A 26,298-nucleotide genomic window follows, 5' to 3' on the forward strand; every position below is an offset into this window, starting at 1 on the left:
GCGTATTGTAGCGGATTTTAGGGTGTGGTGGCGCCTGGTTCGCGGACACGACCCGCACCTACGGGTCAGCGTACACCGGTAGGTGCGGAGCGACTGCTGCATGCCACGCCATTATCTCTCGCCACAATTTTGAGTTAAATTCTCACGCATGGGTGCGCAGGTTTTGCCAGGTGAAAGCCTTGTTTTCACTGGTCGAATCTGCGGTTAAGGCCTATAGTGACCTTAAGGTAAGCAGCCTGTCTTAGGAGAGCTGATATATGAAACTCGAAGACCGCATGAGCCGTTCGATCAAGCTGCGCACGAGCATCGTCGTGTTGCGCTCAGATTTTACAAGCATGGGTAGTGATTCCCAGGTGGGCCGTGTTTTGGCTCGATTTGTGGAGAAGGGCATCCTCGTGCGCGTCAGTAAAGGTGCGTTTGCGAAAGCTCGCATCAACCAGTACACGGGCAAACCAACGCCCGCAGGCACGTTGGAAATGATCGCAGCTGAGCTTTTCCGCAAGCTGAAAATTTCGATTGCCCCCAGCACCCTTGTTGCCGAGTACAACAGCGGTAAATCGACTCAGATCCCTATGGGCACGGTCGTCAACACTGGGAGCCGACGTATTTCCCGTAAAGTGATTGTAGGAAACAACACTGTCGTCTATGAAAACTCTTCCAGAGCAGCTGCGGGTTAACATTGAAGATGCGTCTACGGCTGGCATTCTGAAAAGCATGCCAGCTGCCGTCGCAGAGAAAGACCAGCACATCACTGATGCCCTTCATGCCCTTTCACAAATTCGAGTCACCCACGTCGCCTCCCAGTTAAACCGGAAAAAGGGTGATTCCCAGCCCGCAACGGTCAACGTGGCAACGCGAATGGTTTTCGCCGGAGGCACCTGCCTTTCGAAGGCCTACGGTCTTATCGAGCGGATGTCTGAAGACATCGACATCAAAGTCGAGTTGGATGCGCCGCCTGAAGGCTATGCTTTTCCAAAAGATCTGGGCGATCGTAGCCGCCTGAAAGCGCTGCATGCAGCGGTAGAGGAGGCCTTGGCAGGGCTTGATTTTCATTGGGTTGTAGACGCGGGTAATCCGACTCGCAGGGACACTCATCGCTACTACTGCCTGTTGGTATCGTATGCAGCGCACTTTCACGATGCGACCGGTACTCTGCGCTCGCAGCTGAAGATCGAGCTCGTTTGTCGGCCACCCATGATCCCCTCGCAGACGCAGAACCTGGGCTATATGCTGGAACAACTGAGCGGGAGCAACAACCCTTTCTTGTTCTCCATGCAGTGCATCACCGTCGCGGAAACCCTCGCCGAAAAAGTGCTTTCACTGTTGCGGCGCAGTGCCAGTTGCTGGGATGGGCGCCAGGTCGGCGAGTTCGACACCGCGCTGGTTCGCCATGTGTACGATGTGTGGCGTATCGCGACCAGCCACCCTGAAGCGATAGAGCCTGCTGCAGGTGTGTTCGCATCGTCGGTGGCCAAGGACGTCGCTGAGTTCGGCAGGCAGCACCCTGAATTTGGAGCGGATCCGTTCGGGGTCTTGCGACAAACCCTTGAGGTTGCCGCCACCCATGAGGGCTTGAAGGCTAATTTCGAGCAGCGTCTTATGCCCCTGCTTTACGCGCACGAGAAACCTGACTACGAAACCTGCTTCGCCGCTTTCGCCGATGTTGCACGACATTTGCTGGATCGCGTTACAGCTGGCGTTGAGACGAGCGTTAAGGTTGTTGCTTAGGGTCCCAAGCCAGTCCAGCTGAGTTATCGCTAAGCGTACCTGGTGCGAGCTAGGTACGCGTTGATGCACAGCGGCTCACGGCTCACGTATCGGGCGGAAAGCGGTTCTGAGTCATCCCGCGCCGGCCCTAGCCGTTTACAAAGGGCCAGTTGAGCATTTCTCCCACCAGCAATCTCATCAACCAAGCATGTGGATTGCCACACTAGCGACATTGCGCGCGTCATCTATGCCACGGTGGTAAGTGCCCTCCCACTCCATCCCTAGCATTTCCACTGCAGGCTGCAGGCCGAGCGCGCGGCAGTCGTAAACCTTCCAATGCCATTTCTTCAAATTCGTGTGACGCATCCCGTCGAGCATTGGCCTGCAATTTAAGCGTGAGGCATCTTGCTGGAGCTGCTTGAAGTCGTAATCGCCCCACGAACACCACATCGAGTTGGGATAGTCCACGAGGAATGCATCAAGCATCTGGGCAACCCAGACGTAATCAGGTGCTGCGTCCACGTCGCTCTGCTTGATGGTCGTTAACGCTCGACAAAAATCGGTGAGCACCGGATGCAGGGTAGGTCGGACAAAGCTCTGAAATTGGTCGACCACTTTCAGCGATGACAGATCGATCACCGCCAAGCCGATCTCAATGGTTTCCATATCCTCGCGTTGCACGATCAACTGACATGGTGGCTCTCCGGGCTTGGCGTCCTCATCACAGGTAGCCTCAAGATCGACGCATAGTAGGTATCGGTAAGGGCTCAAAATATCCCTTAGGGCGCCTAAATGCTGGGGCTTACGAACAGGTACCATGCTCAGCTCTAATCTTTGAATTGAAGAATGATGGCCAGCTTCTCATTGGCCATCTAGAAAATTATCCGATGCCACTGCAGGTTGTCCACCGGACGACCCATCTCGACAGCGGAGCGCGTCCGCGAACCAGGCGCCGCCGATGCCCCAGAAAAAGGCACGTGCAGCCTGCCAAAAACCCATCACATCCCCAACAACGACCCCATTCCCACCATTACGACCCCCAATCCCCACCTGGCACGCCCACTGCACACAAAACAGCACGAACGTTCCAATTCCACACGAGGGAGCCGTCATGACTACGCAACTCAAGCCCACGCTGGGCACGCTGCACCTGTGGGGCATCGCGGTAGGGCTGGTGATTTCCGGGGAATATTTTGGCTGGAGTTATGGCTGGGGGGTGGCAGGCACCCTCGGATTCCTGGTGACGTCGTTGATGGTGGCCACCCTGTACACCTGCTTCATCTTCAGTTTCACCGAACTGACCACGGCCATTCCCCACGCTGGCGGCCCCTTTGCCTACAGCCGTCGCGCCTTCGGTGAGAAGGGCGGCCTGATCGCCGGCCTGGCCACGCTGATCGAGTTCGTCTTCGCCCCGCCCGCCATTGCCCTGGCCATCGGCGCCTACCTGAACGTGCAATGGCCGGCCCTGGACCCGCGCCACGCGGCGCTGGGTGCCTACATCGTGTTCATGGCACTGAACATCCTGGGCGTGCAATTGGCGGCCACCTTTGAACTGGTGGTGTGCATTTTGGCGGTGATCGAGTTGCTGGTATTCATGGGCGTGGTGGCCCCCGGCTTCAGCGTGACCAACTTCGTGGCCAACGGCTGGGCCGGCGACGCCACATTCAGCATGAGCGCCGTCAGCGGCATGTTCGCGGCCATCCCCTTCGCCATCTGGTTTTTCCTGGCCATTGAAGGCGCGGCCATGGCCGCCGAAGAAGCCAAGGACCCCAAACGCACCATCCCCAAGGCCTACATCAGCGGCATCCTCACCCTGGTCATGCTGGCCCTGGGTGTCATGGTGTTTGCCGGCGGCGTGGGGGACTGGCGCGCCCTGGCCAATATCAACGACCCACTGCCCCAGGCCATGAAAACCGTGGTGGGCGCCGGGTCCGGCTGGTTGCACATGCTGGTGTGGATAGGCCTGTTCGGCCTGGTGGCCAGCTTCCACGGCATTATCCTGGGCTACTCGCGGCAGTGCTTCGCCCTGGCCCGCGCCGGCTACCTGCCCAAAAGCCTGGCCAAACTGTCGCGCTTCCACACCCCGCACCGGGCCATCATCGCTGGCGGCGTGGTGGGCATCGCGGCCATCTACAGCGACGGCCTGATCAACCTGGGGGGCATGAGCCTCACGGCCGCCATGATCACCATGGCGGTGTTTGGCGCCATCGTCATGTACATCATGAGCATGCTCAGCCTGTTCAAACTGCGCCGCAGCGAACCCAACCTGGAACGCACCTTCCGCGCCCCCGGCTACCCCATCGTGCCCGGCATAGCCCTGGTGCTGGCGGTGGTGTGCCTGGTGGCCATGGCCTGGTTCAACGCCCTGATCGGCCTGATCTTCCTGGCGTTCATGCTGGTGGGCTTCGTGTACTTCCTGCTCACCGGTGCCGCCCGCGCCAGCGCCCCTGCCGACGCCATGCTCACAGGGCTGTAGGCAACGCCCTATAATGGAACCACTGCCGAGCGCTTGAGCTCCAATGGGGTACAAGCCTGTCTTTCGCCGCCAGCCTGGCGGCGAGCTCGGTGCTCAAGGAGAAGTGGCCATGCCCTGGTACGCCTGGTTGATATTGGTAGTGGCAATAGGCTCGATCGTCGGCGGCCTGATGATGCTGCGCGACAGCGCCGACAAGGTGGAACTGACCGATGAACAGCGGCGCAAAGTGGCCGAGCGTAATGCGGCCGCCGATGCCAAGGATGCGCAGAATCGGTAATCCTTTGGCGCGGCTGCCCCCGCCGATCTCGTAGCCGCTGCTGCGTCGCAAGACGCAGCCTTGTGCCGCTGCTACAGGGCGTGAGACGGGCTCATCGAATCGGTCATCAACAGGATTCAGCCAACCGCCGCTCTATCACCTGATTCACATCACACCCCTCCTGCATCAACGCATAGGCCTGGCTTGCCATGGCACTCAGGTCGCGATCGTCTACATCGCCGGGGCGCATGTGGGCAAGGCTGTCCAGGAAGGCGGTGGCCTGACGAAAGCGCAGGTCGGCGAAAGCGTGAAGGTCTTTGAGCGGGGCTTTGCTGTCGATCAGGACGACCGGAAGCTGGGTGCAGGTGTTGCTGAGAGGGATATAGCGGGTTGAAGGCGTTTTGTAGTCCATTGAGTGAATCTCCTATGTAAGTTCAATCCACCGCCCTGTCAAACAGGATTGGGTGGCAGCTGTACGCGGGTTGACAGACCGAGACATAGGAACCCGGCGCACCCGTAGATGCCCCGCGCACAGCCGCCATAACACGCGCGCAGGCGCATAGCGTCAGCGTACGTGAATGGCAAGTGCGTCTATGTATTCAGCCTGTCAAAGCCGGTCATCCATCCAGATGACCCGCGCACTATAGTGCTCCCTTCCCCCACCAACAACCCCGACACCCCGCATCACTCATTACAATCTGTTAAAATGATGCTCACCATCCCATGCACCGCCCCGGAGGGCATCGCCCGTGCGTTATTCCGCAGACCACAAAGCCCAGACCCACGACCGCATCGTCAAGGAAGCCGCCGCGCGCTTTCGCCGGGACGGGATTGGCGCCACCGGCCTGCAGCCGTTGATGAAAGCCCTGGGCCTGACCCACGGCGGCTTCTACGCGCACTTCAAATCCAAGGATGAGCTGGTGGAGACCGCCCTGCAGGCGGCCACCGATGAACTGACCGAGGTGTGCGAAAAGGCCTTTGCCAAGCAAAAGCCCCTGCACAGCTTCATCGACACCTACCTCAGCCCCACCCACCGCGACAGCCCGGAAAAAGGCTGCCCATTGCCCACCATGGCCGCCGAACTGGGCCAGCGCGGCCAACCCAGCGCCATCATCGACCGCGGCGTGGAAGATCGCCTCGGGCGCATTGCCGCGACGTTAAGTGCAGAGGATGCCGACGAGCAGGCGGTGGTGATGTTGTCCACCCTGGTAGGGGCGCTGATGCTGTCGCGCAGCGTAGAAGATCCGCAATTGTCACTGCGCATCCTGGATACCGCCCGCAAAGCGCTCAAGCTGCAAGCCGACGGGGCCTGCCAAGCGTTACCATGATGAATCCCCCAGGCCAATAAACCCCTGTGGGAGCTGGCTTGCCAGCGAGCTGTGAGGCCCTGAACGCTCGCTGGCAAGTCTGCCCCCACACCTCAGAACAGGGCCGCCTGAGCGTTAACAATCACCCCCAGCGCTTGAACAACACGCTGGCATTCACCCCGCCAAAGCCGAAGCCATTGGACAAGGCGTATTCCATGGCCATGGGCCGCGCCTCACCACGGACCAGATCCAGCCCTTCGGCCGCCTCGTCAGGGTTTTCCAGGTTCAAGGTTGCCGGCGCTACCTGATCGCGCAACGCCAGCACCGTGAAGATCGCCTCAAGGCCGCCCGCCGCCCCCAGCAAATGGCCCGTGGCGGACTTGGTCGAGGTAATCGCCGGCCCCTCGCCCGCGCCAAACACCGAACGAATCGCCGCCAGCTCACCCTTGTCGCCCACCGGCGTGGAGGTGGCGTGGGCATTGAGGTGCTGCACCTGCCCAGGCGCAACGTCTGCCTGGGTCAGCGCCTGCACCATGGCCCGCCGCGCACCACTGCCGTCTTCGGGGCCAGCGGTCAGATGATAAGCATCGGCACTGGTGCCATACCCCACCAACTCGGCCAGCGGCGTAGCACCACGAGCCAACGCGTGCTCAAGCGTCTCAATCACCAGTACACCCGCGCCCTCGCCCATCACAAAACCATCGCGATCGCGATCGAACGGCCGCGAGGCCCGGGTCGGCGTGTCATTGAAACCGCCGGACAGCGCCCGCGCCGCAGCAAAGCCGCCCAGGCTGACCCGGTCAATGGCCGCTTCAGCACCGCCACACACGGCAATGTCCACCTCACCGGCACGAATCATCCGCGCCGCATCGCCAATGGCCTGCACCCCGGCGGCGCAGGCGGTAACCGGCGCGCCCAGCGGGCCCTTGAAACCATGCTGGATAGAAATATGCCCGGCCGCCAGGTTCACCAGGAACGCGGGAATAGTGAACGGCGACAGCTTGCGCGGCCCGCGGCTGTCGGTGGTACGCACGGCCTCGGCAATGGTGCCGAAACCGCCAATGCCCGACCCGATCACGGTAGCCGTGCGCTCACGCGCCTGCTCATCACTCGGCGCCCAACCCGCCTGGGTCAGCGCTTCGCGGGCGGCAGCCAGGGCGAAGAGGATGAAGCGGTCCATTTTCTTCTGCTCCTTGGGCGGCGCGGCGAAGTCGGGATCGAAACCCGCCTCGGCGTCTTCCTCAAGGGTGGGCACCACACCGCCGACGTGAGCGGGCAGGTCCGCCACCACGGCCTGCGGCAATTCACGCAGGCCCGACTGGCCGGCCAGCAGACGCCGCCATACGGCTTCCACGCCCGTGCCCAAGGGGGACACCAGGCCCATGCCGGTGATAACGATTCTGCGGTTGTTCATGATTGATCCTTCTTTGTAACTGTTGACGGCTACGGCGCCTGAGGCAACCGATATATGTCGGCCATAATTCCACCCCTATAGGATTACGCCCATCATCTTAAAAAGCAAATGGTTTGAGACAAACCCGTAAATACAACCAACGCCCAAGATGATGGCCAATTGACGTCAAATCATTAGCAATAGACAATGTACCAACTAGTCACAATTATGAAACATTAATCAGGGGACGAAATGCTGGCACCTCTCCCCACGCAAACGAATGGATTCAATGCTAACCCCTCTCTTTACCGCCGCTGGCTTATCTGCCAGTGAGCAATTGGACCTGACTCGATTTATTGAGCATCCCGCCACCTTCCAGGCCCTCAACCCACGTGGCGATGAGACGCAGGTATGGGCGAGCGCCAACGGTGCTGCCCTGGTGTTCAAGGTATTCGAGATCCGCCGTGTCAAACAACGCTGGCGCGCCCGCTGGAAACAGCCGTGCCCGGTGCACGGCCATCGCCATGGCTGGTCCGAACGCATCAACGCCGAACGTTTCTGCGCCCTGGGCCTGCCGGGCCTGGCGGTACGCGCCTTTTTGGAAAAACGCAATGCACTGCTGTGCCGCCAGCAAGTGGTGGCGTACCCGTACCTGAGAGGCTTTCGCACCCTGCACGAGCGCCTGTCGCAGCAGCCCATCGTCGCGCTTGACGCCGTGGAGCCGGTGATCGTCCAGATGGCTCTGGCCGGAGTCTTTCACCTGGACCTCAACACCCGCAACGTCATGCTCGATGACGACGATAACGTCCGCATCATCGACTTTGAATATATGGCCTGGGACCAATCGCGCAAAGGCGAGCTTTACGCCTATTACCTGGGTTACCTGTGGCAGAAATGGGCACAGCACTGCTTGGCTGAAAACACCTTCGACCAGTGGGCAACCCGGCACCTGGGGCGCCGAGCGGCCTTGTTCAACGTGGCTACCAACACCTGCCAGGCCCACTACTCATTGGGCAAGCAGATGGAACTGTCCCGCGCCAAACGTTACGAGTTGTTCTCATGAACCCGATCAAAGCATTACTGACTCGCCTGCGCCTAGCCCGCTGGCGCAAGAAGCTCAAGGCCGACAAGGGCTTCAGCCTGCGGCTGCGCAACCCCGCCGCCTTTCTCCAGGGCCTGGCGCGGGAAGACGTGGCGTATGTGGTGTTGCGCTGGTACGACGACGTTCCCCAGGTACTGAGCCGCCAAGTGGTCGATGACATCGACTTGTTGGTGGAACATGGTTCGCTGCCGCGCATTGCCGCAGCAATGCCGTTTTTCAACTTGGGGCGCAAGGCTCAGAAGGTCAAGTTCGACCTCTATAGCGACTCCGGCCGTACTGGCCTTTCCTATCGCCAGTTACCCTACTACCCACCCGTTCGCGCCCGGCACCTGCTGGACCGTCGCCAACTCGACCCTCGCGGCTGGTACCGCATAGCACCGGCAGACTACCTGCCGGCATTGGTCTACCACCTGACCTATCACAAGCGCCAAGCCAGCGGCCTGCGCATGCTGCCGGGTGACAGTGATGCCAGCCGCCAAACCGCTAAAAAAGACTACCGCCAGCGCCTGCTGGAAGAAGCCCGGCGGGAGGGTGTTGCCCTGCCCCCACTCGATAGCCTGCTGGAATGTCATCAGTGGCTGCTTGAACAGGCCTGGGCAATACCGTTCGATCTTATCCGGCGCTGGCCCGACCAAGACGCCTGGCTGGATCATGTACACGCCCTGGAGACGGCGCGCCTGCATACCCGCACACCGCAAGCCCCCCACAATCTGGTGATACTGGTCACGCGCCAGGAAACCCGCGAACACCAGCACGAACAGCACATCGTCGACACCCTGGCGCGGCACGGCACCGTGCTGCAGCGCCAGCCACTGAACCCGGATCAAGTTCGTCGATTGCTGTGGTGGGCCCGAGGCGGGAACTGGTTGGCGACCAAGCACTATGCCCTCAGCGCGCCCGACACCCTGATTACCTGCCAGTTGCCCGCCGGTGCAGCGGCATCCATCAAGGCGGAACTGCGCAAGAGCTTGTCCCGCCAGCACGGCAAACAAAACTGGCTGCACGGCACCGACGACCTCGCCGAAGCCCTGTACTACCAGCACCTGATCAGCCGCGATGACTACCGCACCCCGTTCCTTACCGCAGGACAGTGAAATGAAACTGCTCATCGTCACCCGCCAACAGCGCGCGCGCTCCTTCGATAGCCTGTTTGCCAGGCTCGCGGGGCACTTCGCTCAGGTCGACGTACACAAGTTGACCAAGGCCCAGGTCCACGATATCCGCCCCTACCTCAAGCACACCGACTTCAGCGCCTGGGACCGCGTGCTGTTCGACGTGCCTTTACGCCGCATCGGCAACGCCAGCAAAGCCCTGCGCACCATCCAGGGCCTGGTGTTCTATGAAGAAGACGCCTGCCAGGAACGGGTGGCCGAAAGCAAATTCAGCCAGCAATTCGCCACCGGCTTCGGTGAATTGACCAATGCCCGCATCATCGTCACCAGCTATTTCATGCGCGACTACTTCATCGCCCGCGGCATCGATGCCTGCTGTATTCCCAAGGCCTACGACGACAGCGTACTCGACGCCCTCGACGTGCCGCGCGACATCAGCCTGGGCTTTATAGGCCGTACCAAAAGCCAGGTCTACAACGAGCGCCGCCACCTGCTCGAACGCATGGAAACCCTGTGTGGCCTGCAAACCCTGCGCACCCAGACGCCCGACGAATACCTGCACCTGCTTAACCGTATCGGCGTGTTTCTCAGCGCCGACATCGGCTTCAACGAATACATGGCCAAGAACTTCGAAGCCATGGGCTGTGGCTGCTTGCTAATGGCCAAGCGCCAACCCTCGGAAGACGGCCCGCTCGGCTTCGTCGACATGCACAACGTGGTGCACTACGACACCCTCGAAGAAGCCCTGGACAAATACCGCCAACTGCAGGCCAGCCCCGAGACCGCCCAGCGCATCGCCGCCAACGGCCTGGCCCTGGCGCGTGAACGCCACCGCCTGTCCCAGCGTACCGAAGCCTTCGCCCATGCATTACAGCTTCCACCGCTGCCATGCCCCCCACCCAAGCAGCACTGGTACCAGCGCATTGCCCAGTGGTTGCCAGGCAAAACGGCTAACGCCTCCGCCTGACCCACACCGACACAGGACAGTTTCAACATGCACAGCAAAACCCAACTCATCGCCCGCCTCAAAAGCCGCGAAGCCGTGATCGGCATCGTTGGCCTTGGCTACGTCGGCCTGCCGCTGATGCTGCGCTACATCGCCGCCGGCTTCCGCGTGCTGGGCATCGACATCGACACCCACAAGGTCGACCAGCTCAACGACGGCATGAGCTACATCGAACACATCCCCGGCGAGCGCATCGCCCAGGCCCGCGAAGCCGGCTTTCGTGCCACCTGCCACTTCAAGGACGTGGCCGAATGCGACGCCCTGATCCTGTGCGTGCCCACCCCGCTCAACGAATACCGTGAGCCCGACATCAGCTACGTCACCAGCACCGCCGACGCCATCGCGCCCTTCCTGCGCCCAGGCCAAGTCGTGTCGCTGGAAAGTACCACCTACCCCGGCACCACCGACGAAGAAATCATCCCGCGCATCATCCACCAGGGCCTCACCATCGGCCAGGACGTGTTCGTCATCTACTCCCCCGAGCGCGAAGACCCGGGCAACAAACACTTCGACACCCAAACCATCCCCAAAGTAGTCGGCGGCGCCACCAAGGCCTGCCTGGAAGTGGGCGTGGCCCTGTATGAACAAGCCATCGACCGCATCGTGCCCGTCAGCTCCACCAAGGCCGCCGAACTGACCAAACTGCTGGAAAACATCCACCGCGCCGTCAACATCGGCTTGGTCAACGAAATGAAAATCGTCGCCGACAAAATGGGCATCGACATTTTCGAAGTGGTCGACGCCGCCTCCACCAAACCCTTCGGCTTCACCCCCTACTACCCCGGCCCCGGCCTGGGCGGCCACTGCATCCCCATCGACCCCTTCTACCTGACCTGGAAAGCCCGAGCCTACGGCCTGCACACCCGCTTTATCGAACTGTCTGGTGAAATCAACCAGGGCATGCCCGAGTACGTGGTGAGCAAACTGGTGGACGGCCTGAACGACGACGGCAAGGCGCTGAAAAACAGCAAGGTGCTGGTGCTGGGCATCGCTTATAAAAAGAACATCGACGACATGCGTGAGTCGCCAGCGCTGGAAATCATCAAATTGATTCGCGAGCGTGGGGCCATTGCGTCCTACAGCGACCCCCATATTCCTGCGTTTCATGGGCATGGGGTGTATGACTTTGCGATGGACAGCGTGACACTGACGGCCGAGGTGGTGGCCGGGTATGACGCGGTGGTGCTGGCGACGGACCATGACCGGTTTGATTATGGGGTGATTGGGGAGAATGCCCGGTTGCTGGTGGATAGCCGTGGGCGGTATCGGGAGGAGATGATTAATCTGGTTAAGGCTTGATACAGTTTTTAGGGGGCGTGTCGGGTAGCGTGGATGGTCCTTGAGACTTAGGGTCGCGGCTTTGGTGCCGCTTCGGTGCCTGGGACAAGGAGTTCGAGATGAAGTTATTTATGGCAGCTTGTGCAGCCCTGTTGCTAAGCGGCTGCGGAAGCATCATTACCGTAGTACGCGACGATCGGGTGACCAGCGAGTATCTAGTTGAAGCCAGGTCCTACTGCGGTGCCGTACCGAGGGTCTACAGCGGGACAATATTCGACTTCTGCGTGCTGCATGGCGCGCCGGAGGATGAAAACAACTACACCAGCACCCCGCCGATATTCCATTTGCTTGACCTGACATTGTCGGCCGTAGTGGACACCGCGTTGCTTCCGTACACACTCATTCGCCAGAACCAGGATGGTAGCATCGAGGTGAATCGCTAAGGTGTAGCTGCTGCCAAAGGCTGCGCTGACCCTCGAGGTTAGTTAGGTTGCGAAAAAAGGCCGGAAATTCCGGCCTTTTTCATTAGTGCGCGCCTTACTCCAACGTCAAGCGGTCGCGGTTCTTGTCGAGCAGGGACTTCCCGATGCCTTTGACTTCCAGCAACTCGTCCACTGACGTGAAAGCACCGTTGGATTCGCGGTGGGCGACGATAGCCTGGGCCTTGGCCGTGCCGATGCCAGCCAGGTCGCGCTGTAGCGTCTCGGCGTCGGCCTTGTTTAGATTGACCTGGGCAGACTGAGCCACAGCCGCCATTGGCGGGCTGTTGGGGATTGGGGCGGCATTGGCAGCCAGGGACAGGGTAAACAGGAGAGTAGCCAACAGGGCCGGTAGGGAGAACGTGCGCATGGATGAAGCTCCTTGACTGCTGAGGGTTCGAAGGCGGCATTCCAGAGCCGCCCTCTCAACTTAGTCCAGGCTCAGTGCTTGTCCAACGGCGGTTCGTCAGGAGATATTTCCCTTCAGGCAACACCCCATTTACAGGGCAGCCTCAAAGCTCCTGCCGCTGCTGCAAATACACCCAGTCAACTATCTCGCCCTCGGGCGCGTACCCACTGACGGTATCGCGTAACAGCGTACGAACGCGATGGTAGTCATTGCCTTCAATGGCCATGACCAGTTCCGAAAGTTTTTCCTTCAGCAAATCCCAATGAATGTGCTCTTCGTGCGCGCACATGATCATCGGGTGGCGGGTCATTGCCACATTGTCGCCGATCAGTAGCTCCTCATAGAGCTTCTCACCGGGACGCAACCCGGTGAACTCAATACCGATATCACCCTGCGGGTTTTTCTCTGAACGGATGCTCAGGCCCGACAGATGAACCATTTTTTCCGCCAGTTCGGCAATGCGAACGGGCTCACCCATGTCGAGCACGAATACATCACCACCCAGGCCCATCGACCCCGCCTGAATCACCAACTGAGCCGCTTCCGGAATGGTCATGAAATAGCGGGTGATCTTGGGGTGCGTCACCGTCAGCGGGCCACCCGTCTTTATCTGCTTATGGAACAGTGGAATTACCGAACCCGAAGATCCCAGCACATTTCCAAACCGCACCATGCTGAACCGGGTCTTGTTGACGCGAGCAACGTTGGCCGGGTCGCCATACAACACGGGCGCCAGCTCGCGACTCAATGCCTGCAGGGTCATCTCGGCTAGCCGCTTGGTGCTGCCCATGACGTTGGTGGGGCGCACAGCCTTGTCGGTGGAAATCAGTACGAAGTTGGCCACACCCGCCTGCAGAGCGGCTTGGGCCGTATTGAGGCTACCGATGACATTGTTGTAAATACCTTCGGCGATATTGTGCTCAACCATGGGCACATGCTTATACGCTGCAGCGTGATAGACCGTGTTGATGCTCCAGGTCTTCATCACGTCCAGTAACTTGTCCGGATGGCGCACGGAACCCAGGATAGGCAGAAGCTGTACGGTCAGTGCCTCGCGCTCAAGGCGCTGTTCCAACTCGCCCATGATGTTGTACAGATTGAATTCACTGTGCTCGAACAGCACCAGCAGCGTTGGCCGTAATGAAATGATCTGCCGGCACAACTCCGAACCGATCGAGCCCCCAGCCCCTGTGACCATGACCGCCTTGCCGGTGATGCAGTGTTGCAGCAAGTCATCCTGGGCAGGCACGGAATCTCGTCCCAGCAGGTCGGCGATATCGACCTCCTGGATATCGTCGACCTTCACGCGGCCGGCGGCCAAGTCAGTAAAGTTCGGAACGCTACGCACGTGCAACGGGAACCCTTCAAGGAAGCCCAGAATCTCACGCCGCCGCGCACGGGTAGTCGAGGGTAAGGCCAGCAGCAGTTCTTGTGCGCCGGTCTCGTCGATCATTTGCTGGATATGCTTGGAGTTAAATACCTGTAGGCCTGAAATGATTCGATCCGCAATGCTGTTGTCGTCATCAATGAACGCGACCGGGCGCATGGTGCGCCCCATACGCAAGGCCGCGACCAGTTGATTGCCTGCAACACCGGCCCCATACACCGCAACCTTGGTCAGCCCTTCGTCACGACTGCGAAATGGCACGTAGTTGGAAGTAAACCAGTCGCCCATGAAGTACTGGCGCATCGCCAGTCGCAGCCCGCCAATGATGACCAGGCTTAACCACCAGTAGTTGAAGATGATCGACCGGGGCACCACCGCCTGATGGTTGCTGTACCAATACACAACCACGGCCAGGATCAATGACGAGAGGCTAACGGCCTTGACGATGGCCACCAGGGCGTCGTTGCCGAAATAGCGCATCACCGCTCGGTACATACCGAAACGAATGAAGAGAGGTATGGCAACCACAGGTGCGCAGACAAACAGCCAGCTATGCACAATAAACGGGTTGTACATGTCCTCGATGCCAAGGCGCACCATGAACGAAAGCCACAAAGCCCCCCAGACAAGCACAACGTCCGTTGCCACCTGAATAATCCGCTTCTGCCGCCGTGGAAGCCTCAGTAAAAATGCTCTCAATCGATCCATAACTTCTCAACCTTCATGGTCTGGCATTCAGCAACTCGACTCCATTGTAGCGATATTGTCGGCGTTAACGATCAAATCACCGCGCTTGCACTTTCACGAGCACCAGCATGATATTTCCCAGCCAACATAACTAGCGGCACATAGGCCAGCATCACACCAACCAGCCCCGGCAAGTGGGCGAAGATGACTGCGAAACCGATCGGCAACAGCCAGAATACATTTAGCGCAGCAACGCAGAGCGTTACCGGCCGGTGGCCCCGCCAATACCGCGAAGCATATTGGTAAGCATGGCTGCGGTGAGCTTCGTACACCTTGTCTCCGCGCAATAGACGTCGGAAAAGTGTGAGTGTTGCATCGACGATGAATACGCCCATCAGAATGAGCCACACCCAGAAGTACCGTCCATCGGACCAGCTGCCTTGCAAGGACATTACGGCGAGCACAAGGCCCAGAAAGCCGCTGCCCGCATCGCCCATGAAAATCTTCGCCGGCGGGAAATTCCAGAGCAAGAAACCTGCCACGGCCGCAGCCAGCAACAGCGGGGCCCAAACCAGGTCAAGGTGCCCACCCAACGCGTAGATCAGACAGATCCCCAAGCAGGTCGTGATGGCCTGAACACTGGCGATGCCGTCGATGCCATCCATAAAGTTGTAAAGATTGAGCATCCAGACCATATAAAATGAGCCCAGCGCGAGCAGCCACCAGCTCGGCTCGACTTCTGTCCATGGCAAAGGTATTGCTGGCATGCCACCGATGCACAAAAGCGCAAGCAACGCCGCACCAAAATGGCCCAGCAGCCGCCAGCGTGCGGCGATATGGCCATGGTCATCCATGAACCCAAGCACAGCCACCAGAATCCCGGGCGCGATCAATGCCAGCACCTGACGTCCGGAAAGCGAGCCGCTCAATGCCATGATCAGCGCGACCAGCAGAAAGCTGGCCACAATTGCCACGCCGCCGCCCCTTGGCGTAGGTACCGTATGTGAACTGCGTGCATTAGGCACGTCCATCAGGCTTTGCTTGAGCGCATACCGACGCAACAATCCCGTCAGGCCGTAGGAAACGGCCCACCCAAGCAGCACGAGAAAACCTTGATTCATTCGTGCACAGACTCCTTGTAGGCCAACGCTGTTCTCGCCAATGCCGTCTCTACGGTCACGGGAGGCTCCCAGCCCAATAATTCACGATTCTTGCTTATATCTACGTTGAGGCTGCCCAAAAGCCGTTGGACAACCGCGGCTTTCCCACTCAAACGCCCCGCCAGCGTTAACCAAGACGCCGGAACCGGCAACAATCGCGCATGCCCACGAAGCGTCTGCCCTAGAAGGGCCAGCAGCTGAGTAGTGGACACATCCTGACCATCGCTGGCCAGGAAAACCTGCCCTGCGGCCGAAGGGTGACGACAGCACACGTCAATCAGATCGATGAGGTTATCCAGAAACACCAGGCTTCTCTGGTTATTCACCGCGCCGAGCGGCAACGGCACACCACGATCAACCCAACGCATCATGTTGCGAAAGTTGGCTTTTACGCCAGGCCCGTAGACCAGCACGGGGCGGATAACAACCACTTCCATGCCTGTCCTGGCCGCAAGGTCAAACAGCGCTTGCTCGGCCTCAAGCTTGGACTGGCCGTAGGGATCGACCGGTGCAGGCACATCGTTAGCCGTGAAAGCCCGACCTTGCGGGCTCAACTCGCCGTTGACCTTGATGGAGCTCAGGAAAATGAAGCGCCGTACGCCCAACGCCGCCGCCTGGGTTGCCAGCGCCATGGTGCCGTGGACGTTGACCTGACGGAAAGCGTCCAAAGGGTCACCGGCGGTTTCATTCATGACATGAACACGAGCAGCCGCGTGCACAACAACGTCTATTGCCTGCAGCGCTGCCGACCAATCCGTGGCCCCATCGATATCGCCAACGTCATGGGCAATAACGTGTCTTGGCAAGTCCAGGGCAGACTTGCGCACTGCTGCGACGACGCGATCACCAGGGCCGGTTGAAAAATGGCGCAACACAGCGCCGCCGACGAACCCGGTACCACCAGTAACCAGAATGGATCTACCCGACATGGACACGCACCCGAGGAAAGTCGACCGCCAGCAGGCTATGCCTTGCCCAGCAACTCATCATAAAGGCCAGCGTACGCGGTCGCCATGCCATTGACCGAGAATACCTGCTGATAACGGGCACGCGCATTGCGCCCCCACTCGGCAGCCAGTTCCGGGTTGCTCTGTATTTCAACCATAGCCTTGGCCAGCGCGTGGGCATCACGCGGTGAAACCAGCCTTCCAGTAACGCCATCGAGGTTGATGAATGAAGTACCGGTGCCAATATCGCAGGAGATCATCGACTTGCCATACATGGCTGCTTCCAAAAGCGATATGCCAAATGATTCGGAACGAAGGTGAGAAGGAAACACAAAGCCAGTACAGAGCTGTAAAAGCGCCGCTTTGTCTTCATCGGGAAGGCCACCGACAAAATGGACCTGGTTCAAGCCCAATTTAACCGCCTGCGCCTTGAGCTCCATTTCCAGATGACCGCCCCCCACAATGACCACGGGGCAGCCACTGAGCTTGGCGGCCTCCAGCAGGTAGTTGATGCCCTTGTAGTAACGCAGTGCACCTACGAACAGGAAAAATCGGTCCCCAACCTGCTGTCGCCAATGCGCCAGCCTGGAGGCATCCGGTATCGGATACGTGGCCTCGTCCAGGCCATAGGGAATGATCCGCACCTTGTCGCCCAGCCGCCGGAGCACCGGGCTGCTCTGGGCGTAGTTGGGCGAAGAAGCCACTACGGCGTCAACACTCCCCAGGAACCGGTTCATCAGCGGCTCATACAATTTGAGCAGGTACTTCTGCTTGACGATGTCGGAGTGATAGCTGACCACCGTGGGCTTGCGCACCCGGCTGGCGAAATGCACCAGGTCCATAAAGGGCCAGGGGAAATGGTAATGAATCAGATCCGCTTCAGCAGCCAGCTCGGCGAAATCCTTGAAAGCGGACAAGGAGAACCCGGTGGATGCCACATGCAGGTCCAGCCTGGATCGATGGGTAACGTGATGGGCCAGCATTTCATTGCGCGCCGCGCCTCGCTCACTCAGAAACAGCACCTGGGCATCAAATCCCCGGGGCGTGCAGCCTTCAGCGATCTGGAAAATGACCTGCTCGATCCCCCCCATACTGTCCGGGTAATAGGTTTTGAAGAAGTGCAGAACCTTGCTCATCGCCCCTGACTCACCTTCTTGTAGACCTCAAGCGTCTGTTCGGCGCAGCGCTCCCAGGAAAATCCGGCAGCACGGGCGATCCCCATCGCCCGCGCCTGCTCGCGCCACGCCTGATCCTCAAGGCCACGCTGCAGATGAGCCGTCAGTTGCTCGACGTCCATGGGCTCGCACATCAGTGCCGCATCACCTGCTACTTCCGGTAGCGATGAACTGTTGGAGCACACCACCGGCACTCCAGAGCTCATGGCCTCAAGCACCGGCAAGCCAAACCCCTCGTACAAAGATGGAAAGGCAAACAGCCTCGCCCCTGCAAACAGCAGGGGCAAGTCGTCACCGGGCACAAAACCCAGGTAGCGTGCCCAGCCTTCCTGACGAGCACTGTCCAGGCGTTGATGAATCGCTTCGTTTGCCCAGCCATGGTAGCCAGTGAGAATCAGTGGCCAACGAGTTCGCAGGGCCATGGGCAAGCGGCTGTAAGCATCCAGCAACGTTTCGATGTTCTTGCGCGGCTCAATGGTGCCGACAAACAGGCTATAGCCGCCAGGCTCAAGGCCATGACGAGCAAGCGCGCCCGTCAACACTTCAGGGCTACGAGGATAAAACTCGGGCGAACTGGCCAAAGGCACCGCATGAATACGCTCCAGGGGCCAATTGAAGAACGTCGCCAGTTCGTGACGCGTGTAGTGCGAGTCGGTGATAAGCGCATCTGCGCGCGCCACCGTGACACTCAGCTCTTTTTGCAGGTAACGCGCCATCTGCGGTGCATGGCAGTGCGCCCAGGTAAAAGGAGACAAGTCGTGAAACGTGGCCACGCTACGCCCCTTGAAAGGCGGCAGGTAGTAATTGGGGCTGTGGTACAGAAAATCGCCATGCGCCTTGAGCGCCTGCTTGCGCAAGAAAGGCATCAGCAAACGGTAAGCTTCGATGGCGAGGAAGTTTTTCTGTACAGCCCGCTTGAAGCCATACCCAGTGCCGGAAGAGTCGGCTGCCGTGGGCAGGGCCGGAAGAAATCGGCGACCGGCAAAGTACTGCAGGTCCGTAATGTCCGGACTTTGCTGCAACCTCAGCGCGAGTTCATAGGTATAACGGCCGATGCCGGTCAGCGGAAAGCGAACCGGCTCGACAGAAAGGATGACCTTCATTTATTCAGTCAGCATCCAGCCCAGGGTATCTTCCAGGGGAGGGGTTTGCCACCCCGGCACCAGGCCTCGCAGCTTGCTGTTGTCACCACACAAGGTCTTCACTTCGTTGGCGCGCACGAATGCCGGGTTCACCTCAACCTGCAGGTGGTGCCCGGTAATGGTGCTGCACATCTCGATGACTTCGCGCAGCGAATAGGCTTTCCCCGAGCTGACATTGACCGTCTCGCCCAAGGGGCGTGCTTCGATCAGGCCACGGTAGGCCTTGACCAGCGCGCGAACGTCACTGAAATCACGCCACACATCCAGGTTGCCCAACTCGATCTTTTCAGCCTTGCGGCGGAAGTGGGAAACGATTTTGGGCAACAGGAAGTTATCCGCCTGCCCTACCCCGGTGTAGTTGAACGGCCGGGTGATCACGATGGGCAACCGACCTTGCCAGAGCTTGGCCATGTACTCCATGGCCAGCTTGCTGACTGCGTAATCATTGGCCGGGGCTGGTGAGGTGTCTTCACTCAACAGGCCCTCGGATACGTTGCCGTATACGTTGGCGCTGCTGGCGATCAACACGCAATCCAGCGTTTTGCCGCAGGCCGCGATAGCCTCCAGCAAGTTGCGGGTACCGATGAGGTTGACCTTATAGAAGGCCTCCGCCGCACCATGGGCAACAAAGGCCAGGGCAGCGAGGTGCACCACGACGTCCGGTTGAAGTTCTGCCAGCAGCTTGTTGAGGCCCGGCGCATCGGCCAGGTCCACCTGATGGTAATTGGCTTCAGGCGACGGGTTGGTACCCATCCCCATTACTTCATAGCCATTGGCTTGAAGCTCGGCCGCCATGTAGCGACCGGTGAAGCCATGAATCCCTGTTATCAGTACACGTTTGCCGGCAGTGGTCATCAGAAGGAAAATCCTTTTTCGTTACGGCGCAGGTCGGCCAATACCATCATCCGACACAGTTCTTCCAGATTAGTTTTAGGCTCCCAGCCCAAAATTTCCTTGGCTTTCGCGGGGTTACCGATCAGCAGGTCCACTTCGGTAGGGCGATAGAACTTCGGATTCACCGCAACCACTACCTTACCGGTTGCGGTGTCGATCGCGTGCTCGCCTTCGGCTTCGCCGTGCCAGTTGATCTCGATGTTGGCCGCCTTGAAGGCCATGGTGACGAAGTCACGCACGGTTTCGGTACGGTTGGTGGCCAGGACGAAGGTGTCCGGCTCCTTGGCCTGCAGCATGCGCCACATGCCTTCCACGTATTCCTTGGCAAAACCCCAATCGCGCTTGGCGTCCATGTTGCCCAGTTCCATCTTGTCCAGCAGGCCCAGCTTGATCTTGGCGACCGAGTCGGTGATCTTGCGGGTCACGAACTCGCGGCCACGCAGGGGCGATTCGTGGTTGAACAGGATGCCGCTGGTGGCGAAGATGCCGTAGGACTCGCGGTAGTTGATGGTCATCCAGTGGGCGTAGAGCTTGGCAACGCCGTACGGGCTGCGCGGGTAGAAAGGCGTGCTTTCGACTTGCGGGATGGCCTGCACCTTACCGAACATTTCCGACGTCGACGCTTGATAGAAGCGGGCTTTCGGGTTGACGATGCGGATGGCTTCCAGCAGGTTCACGGCGCCCAGGCCGGTAATTTCGGCGGTGGTCAGCGGCTGCTCGAAGGAGACGCCCACGAAGCTTTGCGCAGCAAGGTTGTAGACCTCGGTGGCCTCGGTCGTCTGCAGCAGGCGAATGCTGGCCGACAGGTCGGTCAGGTCGTACTCGACCAGGTGCAGGTTGGGGTTGTTCTGGATGCCCAGCTCTTCGATGCGCCAGAAATTGACTGAGCTGGTACGGCGGTAGGTGCCGTAGACGGTGTAGCCCTTCTCAAGCAACAGCTCCGCCAGATATGCCCCGTCCTGACCCGTGATACCAGTAACGATTGCTTTCATGTGAATTGACCTACTCCATTTGTTCCACAAGGGCTTTAAAAATGAGCGCTACGCAAAGCTCCGTACTAATCCGGCACCCACGCATGACTGCGCGGCAGTATACATCCAACCATGGGCTAGCTCGACTGGCTATGGCGCTGCAAGACGCGAACACCGGTTTTTTTTTCGTCACACGCTTCTAACCCCCGAGGGCGCCCGTGGAAGCGGGACAAGCGTATTTTTTTGGCGCACATATCGCGAGCTTTCCACCGCCTCAAATTGTGACTATTTTTTACCCTAGATTCCGGGCAACCTTGTCAGGATCAACGCCAAAACATGACGATGACTGGCGCAGGCAATGAGTGACAAGCTGCTAGCCAAAGCTACTTGCGGGCGAAGGAATGTGCAAAAATACAAGCAAAATCAAGATCTGGAAGGGTGACATTCCCTACCTGTCAACTAAAGACCGGCATTGGTAATCAAAATATAATCAATGAAACTAATCATACAGATCCCTTGCTTTAATGAAGCTCAAACCCTTTCTATTGCGCTGGCGGCCCTGCCGCGTACGATGCCCGGATTTAGCTCGGTTGAATGGCTGATCATTGATGATGGCAGCCAGGACAACACCGTCGATGTCGCACGCCGCAATGGCGTGGACCATATCATCCGACACCCTAGCAACAAGGGATTGGCCAGAGCATTCATGACCGGACTGGACGCCTGTCTGCGACTTGGCGCCGACGTAATCGTGAATACCGACGCTGACAACCAATATAACGCTGACGACATACCTACGTTGGTCGAACCGATTCTTCGACACCGGGCCGAATTAGTGGTCGGCGCTCGCCCCATATACACAATCGAACATTTTTCACCGGTAAAAAAACTACTGCAGAAGCTAGGTAGCTGGGTTGTACGCGTAGCCAGCAAGACGAATATTCCTGATGCTCCCAGCGGATTTCGTGCCATTAGCCGATCCGCCGCACAACGCCTGATGGTATTCAACGACTACACCTACACGCTGGAAACAATCATCCAGGCCGGCCAAAAGAATATGGCAATAACCTCCGTCCCTATTAGAGTCAATGAGGATCTTCGGCCATCACGCTTAGTCAAAAGTATTCCATCCTACATTAAGCGTAGCGTCGTCACCATCATACGAATTTTTATTATTTATCGCCCTTTTACCTTCTTCGGGTCTATCGGCGCCGCCCTTTTCGGCATTGGCACGCTCATAGGCCTACGCTTTATATGGTTTTATGTGAATGGCGCAGGCGAAGGCCACGTACAGTCCCTGATTCTGGCATCTGTCTTCCTCGGGATCGGTTTTCAGACATTGCTCGTGGCGTTCATCGCAGATTTGCTTGCAGCCAATAGGAAGTTGCTCGAAGACATACGCTTCAAAGTAGCCAGCGCATCGCGCAGCGACCGCAATGACTCATCGGATGCTACGCAGAAGCCGGAACCTGAACCTTTAACGACGAATGCGAAAAACCTACCATGAAGATCAAAATCTCCGGGGGAGCAAAAGAAGATGGCATCGTTACCGGCAATGCCTATGATAAATACGGGTCAAAAAATCCAATCGTCAAATGGATGATGAACGGATTCGAATCAGCCCTGTCAGACTTTGTGACAAAAGCAGAGCCCAAGTCCATCCATGAGATCGGCTGCGGAGAAGGCTATTGGGTGCTACGCTGGACAGAACAGGAAATAAACGCGCGAGGCTGTGACTTTTCAAAAACGGTCATTGAACTCGCGCGGGAAAATTCCATCGCACGAGGCGTATCGCCGTCAATATTCCAGCCCTGCAGCATCTACGACCTTGAGGCGACCAAGGACAGCGCCGATCTTTTGGTTTGCTGCGAAGTACTGGAGCACCTGGAGGACCCCGATGCAGGATTACAAGCACTAAAAAATCTAGCCTTCCAGCATCTAATCCTCAGCGTCCCCCGCGAGCCTCTATGGCGCGCTCTCAACTTTGCACGCGGCAAATATATTGCGCAGTTCGGCAACACGCCAGGACATATCCAACACTGGTCAAAGCAACGCTTCATTACAATGGTTTCGAAATATTTTGACGTTATAGAAATAAGTAGCCCGCTGCCTTGGACAATGTTGCTATGCCGCCCACGAATGTGAAAACGCCCCCAAACCTACGGCAAAAACTGCACTGGCTCGGTAGCGGACTCGCGATAGCCGGTATTATCTTCGTCATCTTCAGAATGCGCACATACTGGCTCGAATTGGACTTCTCGGAAGTCATACCGCTCGCGTGGTTCTCCGTCGGACTGCTTGCAGTTGCTTACGGCGCTGCCAATATATTACTCGCACTGGCATGGCGACACCTGGTCTCACACCTGGGAACATCCGTATCGAGACCAAGGTCAATAAAAATCTACGGAATATCTCAACTCGCAAAATACCTTCCGGGTAATATTTTTCATTTGGCCGGACGACAAGCGCTAGGGATGGCAGCTGGAATACCGGCTGGCACCCTTGCTAAGTCGACCTTATGGGAACTGGGGTTACTCGTCGCGACTGCAACCCTTTTCAGTTCACTCGTGCCACCTCTTCTCACCCCCCACTTTCCGGAAACACTTAGCGTCCTCATACTATTGGTATCAGGGTGGATTTTTGCGTGGGTACTAAAGCGCCTCGGCAGCCAGCAAGTGGTCACTGCATTTATCTACCAGGCCGTTTTTCTCGGAGTATCGGCCGGAATATTTACCGCTCTGATTAGCGTCATTTCCAAGAATGAAATTATTCCCATGACGCTTTGGCCAAGCATTGGTGGCGCTTACATTATTGCTTGGCTTGCCGGGCTGGTTACCCCTGGTGCTCCTGCTGGCGTGGGCATACGTGAAATGGTTCTGCTCTTGTTGCTGAAGGGCACCGTGCAGGAGGCAGACCTACTCATGGCAACGCTTCTGGGCAGACTTGTGACGGTTACCGGCGACCTATTGTTTTTCCTATGCGTATCCCCCCTCCAACCCCATGCAACTGCCACGGACTCCACGAATGCCTGAACGTAAAAATTGGACACTATGGGAGATCCTGCTCGCTTTCGTGGCAGTTTCTTTTGTGCTGTTTATTCAGGAGACAGTGCCATTCCTGATGATGCCTACGCTAGGGCAGGCCATCTGGTCGATGGGCTTCTCCGAGTCGCTGGCCAATGGGTCCATATTTAGTCTGTTTGCGCATGACATCGGCATCCCCAAACCAGCCGCGATCGCTTTCGGTCTCGCCGGGGCCTGGCCTGCAAGTCTATTTATCAGACTAGGGTTATCGGCCGCCGACGCCTATTCGATCACTGCTGCGCTGTGGGTCGGGCTAGGCTTCCTATCGGCCTGCACGATCGCCCTCAGATTAGGTACCGCAAGACCGATAGCACTGATCGGGGCTACGGCGTGGTCCACAATGCCTGTCATCTGGGCGCATGCGGGGTATAGCATGCTGTCTTGGGGCATCGCACTGCTACCGTTCTACTTCCTTGCGGCCTTGAAGCTATTTTCTTCTCCGCTCGGATCAAGGCCACCGCCGCTAACAACGGTAGCCCTCTACTTCACTGCAACCATCATTGCAGTATTCATGGATGGCTATACATTCATGATGTTTGCCAGCGGGTCCAGCATACTACTCCTCCACACCTTCATCACCCGACCCGAACTACGCAAATCAGCACTACAATTTACCGCCCCGATTCACGCAACCAGCTTCGGACTGGCCTATTTCCTCTACAGTTCCTACATCGGAAAATCTAACTTTGACATCCCTCCCTTAGAGTTTTTCAGAGGCTGGGGCATCGACCTGTCATATATAACCATTCCGACTCGCGGCGTGTTATGGCTGCCCGACGCCCTGGGGCTGAGCGTAAAGCGCACAGATGAAGTCCACTTCGGCGATGCCTCTGTATGGACAACAACATTTTTCCTGCCTGTATTGATAATTGGCTTGGCAGGGTGGTGGCGCACCCGATCTCAACTGAAGCGTTCATCCAGCTTCCTGCTGATCGCTTTATTTGGCATATATATGAGCCTAGGCCCATCGTTAAAAATTGATTCGGTAAAGCCTGAATCCTTGCAAGCTAGCCAGCCGCAGCAACAAAGCGCGCTGATGCCGGCCAACTACGCAGTAGCGCCAACCGGAAACGCATGGATGTCCGAGAAACTGCCCGGCTTCAATGTGATGCGCGCCTCGTACCGTTGGTCTGCGCTAGGGATCTTTGGGTTGTGGGCACTGACAATGCTTTGGGCCTCGCAAGCAGAGAAGAAAGCCCAGCAGGCCTGTACACTGGCACTGGCAGCATTGGTTATCACAAACCTTCCAAATATTCATGACAGATGGCGAAACGGAACTGATAACCGGCTCATGTTTCTCCAGATCGACGATAACCTTGTAACAAGGTTATCCGAGCGAATCCATCCTGGAGAGAAAGTCTTATTCTTACCTTGGGGCAACGACTTCATGGCCAACTATCTGGCACCCAAAGTTGGCTTTCGCACTTTTAACATAGGGGGCGACAAGAACCTTGCTGCTGCCCAAGCTAGCTGGCCGGAGGACTTGGGCGGCCTGGCCGGAGTTCTATCCCCCCAAAAAGCGCAAGCTGCAGCATTGACGCTTACCAAGGGAACAGTCGACACACTGGTCATACCTTACTTTCACATGCTATGGGCGCCCCATGTATGGCCCTGTCTAGCTGAAACGACGGCACAGTTGACTGAAGAGCAGCAACAGCAATTTCGTGGCATTCCAGACTTCCGCTGTCCCACCGATAGTCAGAACACGTTAAAACCATTTGTAGACGCTTTAAAGAGGCTACAACCCATAGAGGTTTCGGAAACCAGCCTCTTTGCCGTCGCAAGATTGCGACCTGAATTCGTAGGGGATCGCGAGAAATCTGAAGCCGCAATGCTGGCAAACACCCAATACCCTATCTCGATAAGCCCAGGACTTGAAGGAAGTGCCCTCATGCTCAGGGAGGGCTGGTATGGCCTGGAAACCAAGTCGGTGTGGTCCCACGGCAATGCAAAATTGATGCTGCCCATACCAGACGACTGCGCACGCAAATCATGCAACGCCGTTTTGAAATTCGTTGCATTCAATGCAACCCTGGAACATCCGATTTCTATTACGTTTTCAAGCGAGCAACGCTCCTGGCACTGGAATGAGCAAATTCAGGTCGCCTCAGGAAATCCTGTAGAGGTCCCGATACCCTTCTCTGGAGCGCGGGGAACTCGAATTATTTCAATCGCCATCCCACAGGCAACATCACCGCAGGCGCTGACAGGATCAACTGACAACAGGATTTTGGGTATAGCCCTTCAACAAATAAACCTGGTAAAGGAATAACCATGTCCGTTTAACAGCGCACTCATGCATTGAGCAAGGCCCGCACCGAGTGGTG

25 protein-coding genes are annotated in these 26,298 nt (G+C 57.9%); 14 read left to right on the top strand and 11 right to left on the bottom strand.

What is annotated here, in order from left to right:
• Positions 1 to 257 precede the first annotated feature (257 nt).
• Entirely contained in the window at positions 258 to 677 is a 420-nt protein-coding gene (locus PMM47T1_RS15885) for a DUF6088 family protein (protein ID WP_008370630.1), read from the top strand.
• Positions 646 to 1,728, top strand: a complete 1,083-nt coding sequence (locus PMM47T1_RS15890; protein WP_008370631.1) for a nucleotidyl transferase AbiEii/AbiGii toxin family protein — start codon at positions 646 to 648, stop codon at positions 1,726 to 1,728. Before PMM47T1_RS15885 ends, PMM47T1_RS15890 begins: the two co-directional genes overlap by 32 nt.
• Positions 1,729 to 1,905: 177 nt before the next feature.
• Here the strand turns inward: PMM47T1_RS15890 and PMM47T1_RS15895 are convergent, their stop codons facing one another.
• Positions 1,906 to 2,526 (bottom strand): 3'-5' exonuclease, encoded by a 621-nt coding sequence (locus tag PMM47T1_RS15895; RefSeq protein ID WP_008370632.1) that lies wholly within the window; start codon positions 2,524 to 2,526, stop codon positions 1,906 to 1,908.
• Positions 2,527 to 2,818: 292 nt separating this feature from the next.
• Here PMM47T1_RS15895 and eat point away from each other — a divergent pair, with 292 nt between their 5' ends.
• Positions 2,819 to 4,183 (top strand): ethanolamine permease, encoded by a 1,365-nt coding sequence (gene eat / locus PMM47T1_RS15900; RefSeq protein ID WP_008370634.1) that lies wholly within the window; start codon positions 2,819 to 2,821, stop codon positions 4,181 to 4,183.
• 109 nt (positions 4,184 to 4,292) lie between these two features.
• A complete protein-coding gene (locus tag PMM47T1_RS29145) occupies positions 4,293 to 4,460 on the top strand; it encodes a DUF2897 family protein (RefSeq protein WP_008370636.1) in 168 nt (55 codons plus the stop codon).
• Between the two features lie 106 nt (positions 4,461 to 4,566).
• Here the strand turns inward: PMM47T1_RS29145 and PMM47T1_RS15905 are convergent, their stop codons facing one another.
• On the bottom strand, positions 4,567 to 4,851 hold the full coding sequence (locus tag PMM47T1_RS15905) for a hypothetical protein (protein WP_008370638.1): 285 nt from the start codon (positions 4,849 to 4,851) through the stop codon (positions 4,567 to 4,569).
• Positions 4,852 to 5,188: 337 nt separating this feature from the next.
• Here PMM47T1_RS15905 and PMM47T1_RS15910 point away from each other — a divergent pair, with 337 nt between their 5' ends.
• Positions 5,189 to 5,767, top strand: a complete 579-nt coding sequence (locus tag PMM47T1_RS15910; protein ID WP_008370640.1) for a TetR/AcrR family transcriptional regulator — start codon at positions 5,189 to 5,191, stop codon at positions 5,765 to 5,767.
• Positions 5,768 to 5,888: 121 nt separating this feature from the next.
• Here the strand turns inward: PMM47T1_RS15910 and fabF are convergent, their stop codons facing one another.
• Positions 5,889 to 7,160 (bottom strand): beta-ketoacyl-ACP synthase II, encoded by a 1,272-nt coding sequence (gene fabF / locus PMM47T1_RS15915; RefSeq protein WP_008370643.1) that lies wholly within the window; start codon positions 7,158 to 7,160, stop codon positions 5,889 to 5,891.
• A gap of 268 nt (positions 7,161 to 7,428) precedes the next feature.
• Here fabF and PMM47T1_RS15920 point away from each other — a divergent pair, with 268 nt between their 5' ends.
• The 5 genes from PMM47T1_RS15920 (at position 7,429) to PMM47T1_RS15940 (ending at position 12,080) form a co-directional block, all read left to right on the top strand.
• Complete coding sequence (locus PMM47T1_RS15920; protein WP_157213024.1) at positions 7,429 to 8,202, top strand: hypothetical protein; 774 nt, start codon at positions 7,429 to 7,431, stop codon at positions 8,200 to 8,202.
• Entirely contained in the window at positions 8,199 to 9,335 is a 1,137-nt protein-coding gene (locus PMM47T1_RS15925; RefSeq protein ID WP_008370659.1) for a hypothetical protein, read from the top strand. Before PMM47T1_RS15920 ends, PMM47T1_RS15925 begins: the two co-directional genes overlap by 4 nt.
• A 1-nt stretch (position 9,336) precedes the next feature.
• Positions 9,337 to 10,320, top strand: coding sequence for a glycosyltransferase (locus PMM47T1_RS15930; RefSeq protein WP_008370660.1), 984 nt, complete (start codon positions 9,337 to 9,339; stop codon positions 10,318 to 10,320).
• Between the two features lie 27 nt (positions 10,321 to 10,347).
• Positions 10,348 to 11,658: a nucleotide sugar dehydrogenase gene (locus PMM47T1_RS15935; RefSeq protein WP_008370661.1), complete on the top strand. Its 1,311-nt coding sequence runs from the start codon at positions 10,348 to 10,350 to the stop codon at positions 11,656 to 11,658.
• A gap of 98 nt (positions 11,659 to 11,756) precedes the next feature.
• Positions 11,757 to 12,080 carry a YceK/YidQ family lipoprotein gene (locus tag PMM47T1_RS15940; RefSeq protein WP_008370662.1) on the top strand — a complete coding sequence of 108 codons (324 nt, stop codon included), beginning with the start codon at positions 11,757 to 11,759 and terminating at the stop codon, positions 12,078 to 12,080.
• A 94-nt stretch (positions 12,081 to 12,174) separates the two neighbouring features.
• On the opposite strand, the gene PMM47T1_RS15945 is transcribed toward PMM47T1_RS15940, so the two are convergent.
• The 8 genes from PMM47T1_RS15945 to gmd form a co-directional block, all read right to left on the bottom strand.
• Positions 12,175 to 12,486 (bottom strand): ComEA family DNA-binding protein, encoded by a 312-nt coding sequence (locus PMM47T1_RS15945; RefSeq protein ID WP_008370663.1) that lies wholly within the window; start codon positions 12,484 to 12,486, stop codon positions 12,175 to 12,177.
• A gap of 142 nt (positions 12,487 to 12,628) precedes the next feature.
• Positions 12,629 to 14,620 carry a polysaccharide biosynthesis protein gene (locus PMM47T1_RS15950; protein WP_008370664.1) on the bottom strand — a complete coding sequence of 664 codons (1,992 nt, stop codon included), beginning with the start codon at positions 14,618 to 14,620 and terminating at the stop codon, positions 12,629 to 12,631.
• 71 nt (positions 14,621 to 14,691) lie between these two features.
• Positions 14,692 to 15,720 carry an MraY family glycosyltransferase gene (locus PMM47T1_RS15955; protein ID WP_008370665.1) on the bottom strand — a complete coding sequence of 343 codons (1,029 nt, stop codon included), beginning with the start codon at positions 15,718 to 15,720 and terminating at the stop codon, positions 14,692 to 14,694.
• Positions 15,717 to 16,688 (bottom strand): UDP-glucose 4-epimerase family protein, encoded by a 972-nt coding sequence (locus PMM47T1_RS15960; protein WP_008370666.1) that lies wholly within the window; start codon positions 16,686 to 16,688, stop codon positions 15,717 to 15,719. Before PMM47T1_RS15960 ends, PMM47T1_RS15955 begins: the two co-directional genes overlap by 4 nt.
• 35 nt (positions 16,689 to 16,723) lie before the next feature.
• Positions 16,724 to 17,842 (bottom strand): glycosyltransferase family 4 protein, encoded by a 1,119-nt coding sequence (locus tag PMM47T1_RS15965; protein WP_008370667.1) that lies wholly within the window; start codon positions 17,840 to 17,842, stop codon positions 16,724 to 16,726.
• Positions 17,839 to 18,984: a glycosyltransferase family 4 protein gene (locus tag PMM47T1_RS15970; RefSeq protein WP_008370669.1), complete on the bottom strand. Its 1,146-nt coding sequence runs from the start codon at positions 18,982 to 18,984 to the stop codon at positions 17,839 to 17,841. The genes PMM47T1_RS15965 and PMM47T1_RS15970 overlap by 4 nt, the downstream gene beginning before the upstream one ends.
• Positions 18,985 to 19,878, bottom strand: a complete 894-nt coding sequence (locus tag PMM47T1_RS15975) for a GDP-mannose 4,6-dehydratase (RefSeq protein ID WP_008370670.1) — start codon at positions 19,876 to 19,878, stop codon at positions 18,985 to 18,987. It lies immediately after the preceding gene.
• Positions 19,878 to 20,909, bottom strand: coding sequence for a GDP-mannose 4,6-dehydratase (gene gmd / locus PMM47T1_RS15980; protein WP_008370672.1), 1,032 nt, complete (start codon positions 20,907 to 20,909; stop codon positions 19,878 to 19,880). The genes PMM47T1_RS15975 and gmd overlap by 1 nt, the downstream gene beginning before the upstream one ends.
• 472 nt (positions 20,910 to 21,381) lie before the next feature.
• Here gmd and PMM47T1_RS15985 point away from each other — a divergent pair, with 472 nt between their 5' ends.
• Genes PMM47T1_RS15985 through PMM47T1_RS16000 form a run of 4 tightly spaced genes read left to right on the top strand, consistent with a single transcriptional unit; the run spans position 21,382 to position 26,243 of the window.
• Positions 21,382 to 22,395 carry a glycosyltransferase family 2 protein gene (locus PMM47T1_RS15985; protein WP_008370675.1) on the top strand — a complete coding sequence of 338 codons (1,014 nt, stop codon included), beginning with the start codon at positions 21,382 to 21,384 and terminating at the stop codon, positions 22,393 to 22,395.
• Positions 22,392 to 23,033 (top strand): class I SAM-dependent methyltransferase, encoded by a 642-nt coding sequence (locus tag PMM47T1_RS15990; protein WP_008370680.1) that lies wholly within the window; start codon positions 22,392 to 22,394, stop codon positions 23,031 to 23,033. Before PMM47T1_RS15985 ends, PMM47T1_RS15990 begins: the two co-directional genes overlap by 4 nt.
• Complete coding sequence (locus tag PMM47T1_RS29865; RefSeq protein WP_157213025.1) at positions 23,000 to 23,920, top strand: hypothetical protein; 921 nt, start codon at positions 23,000 to 23,002, stop codon at positions 23,918 to 23,920. Before PMM47T1_RS15990 ends, PMM47T1_RS29865 begins: the two co-directional genes overlap by 34 nt.
• On the top strand, positions 23,913 to 26,243 hold the full coding sequence (locus PMM47T1_RS16000) for a hypothetical protein (RefSeq protein ID WP_008370682.1): 2,331 nt from the start codon (positions 23,913 to 23,915) through the stop codon (positions 26,241 to 26,243). The genes PMM47T1_RS29865 and PMM47T1_RS16000 overlap by 8 nt, the downstream gene beginning before the upstream one ends.
• Positions 26,244 to 26,298: the final 55 nt, after the last annotated feature.

Source organism: Pseudomonas sp. M47T1, from assembly GCF_000263855.1.
Taxonomy (GTDB): Bacteria; Pseudomonadota; Gammaproteobacteria; order Pseudomonadales; family Pseudomonadaceae; genus Aquipseudomonas.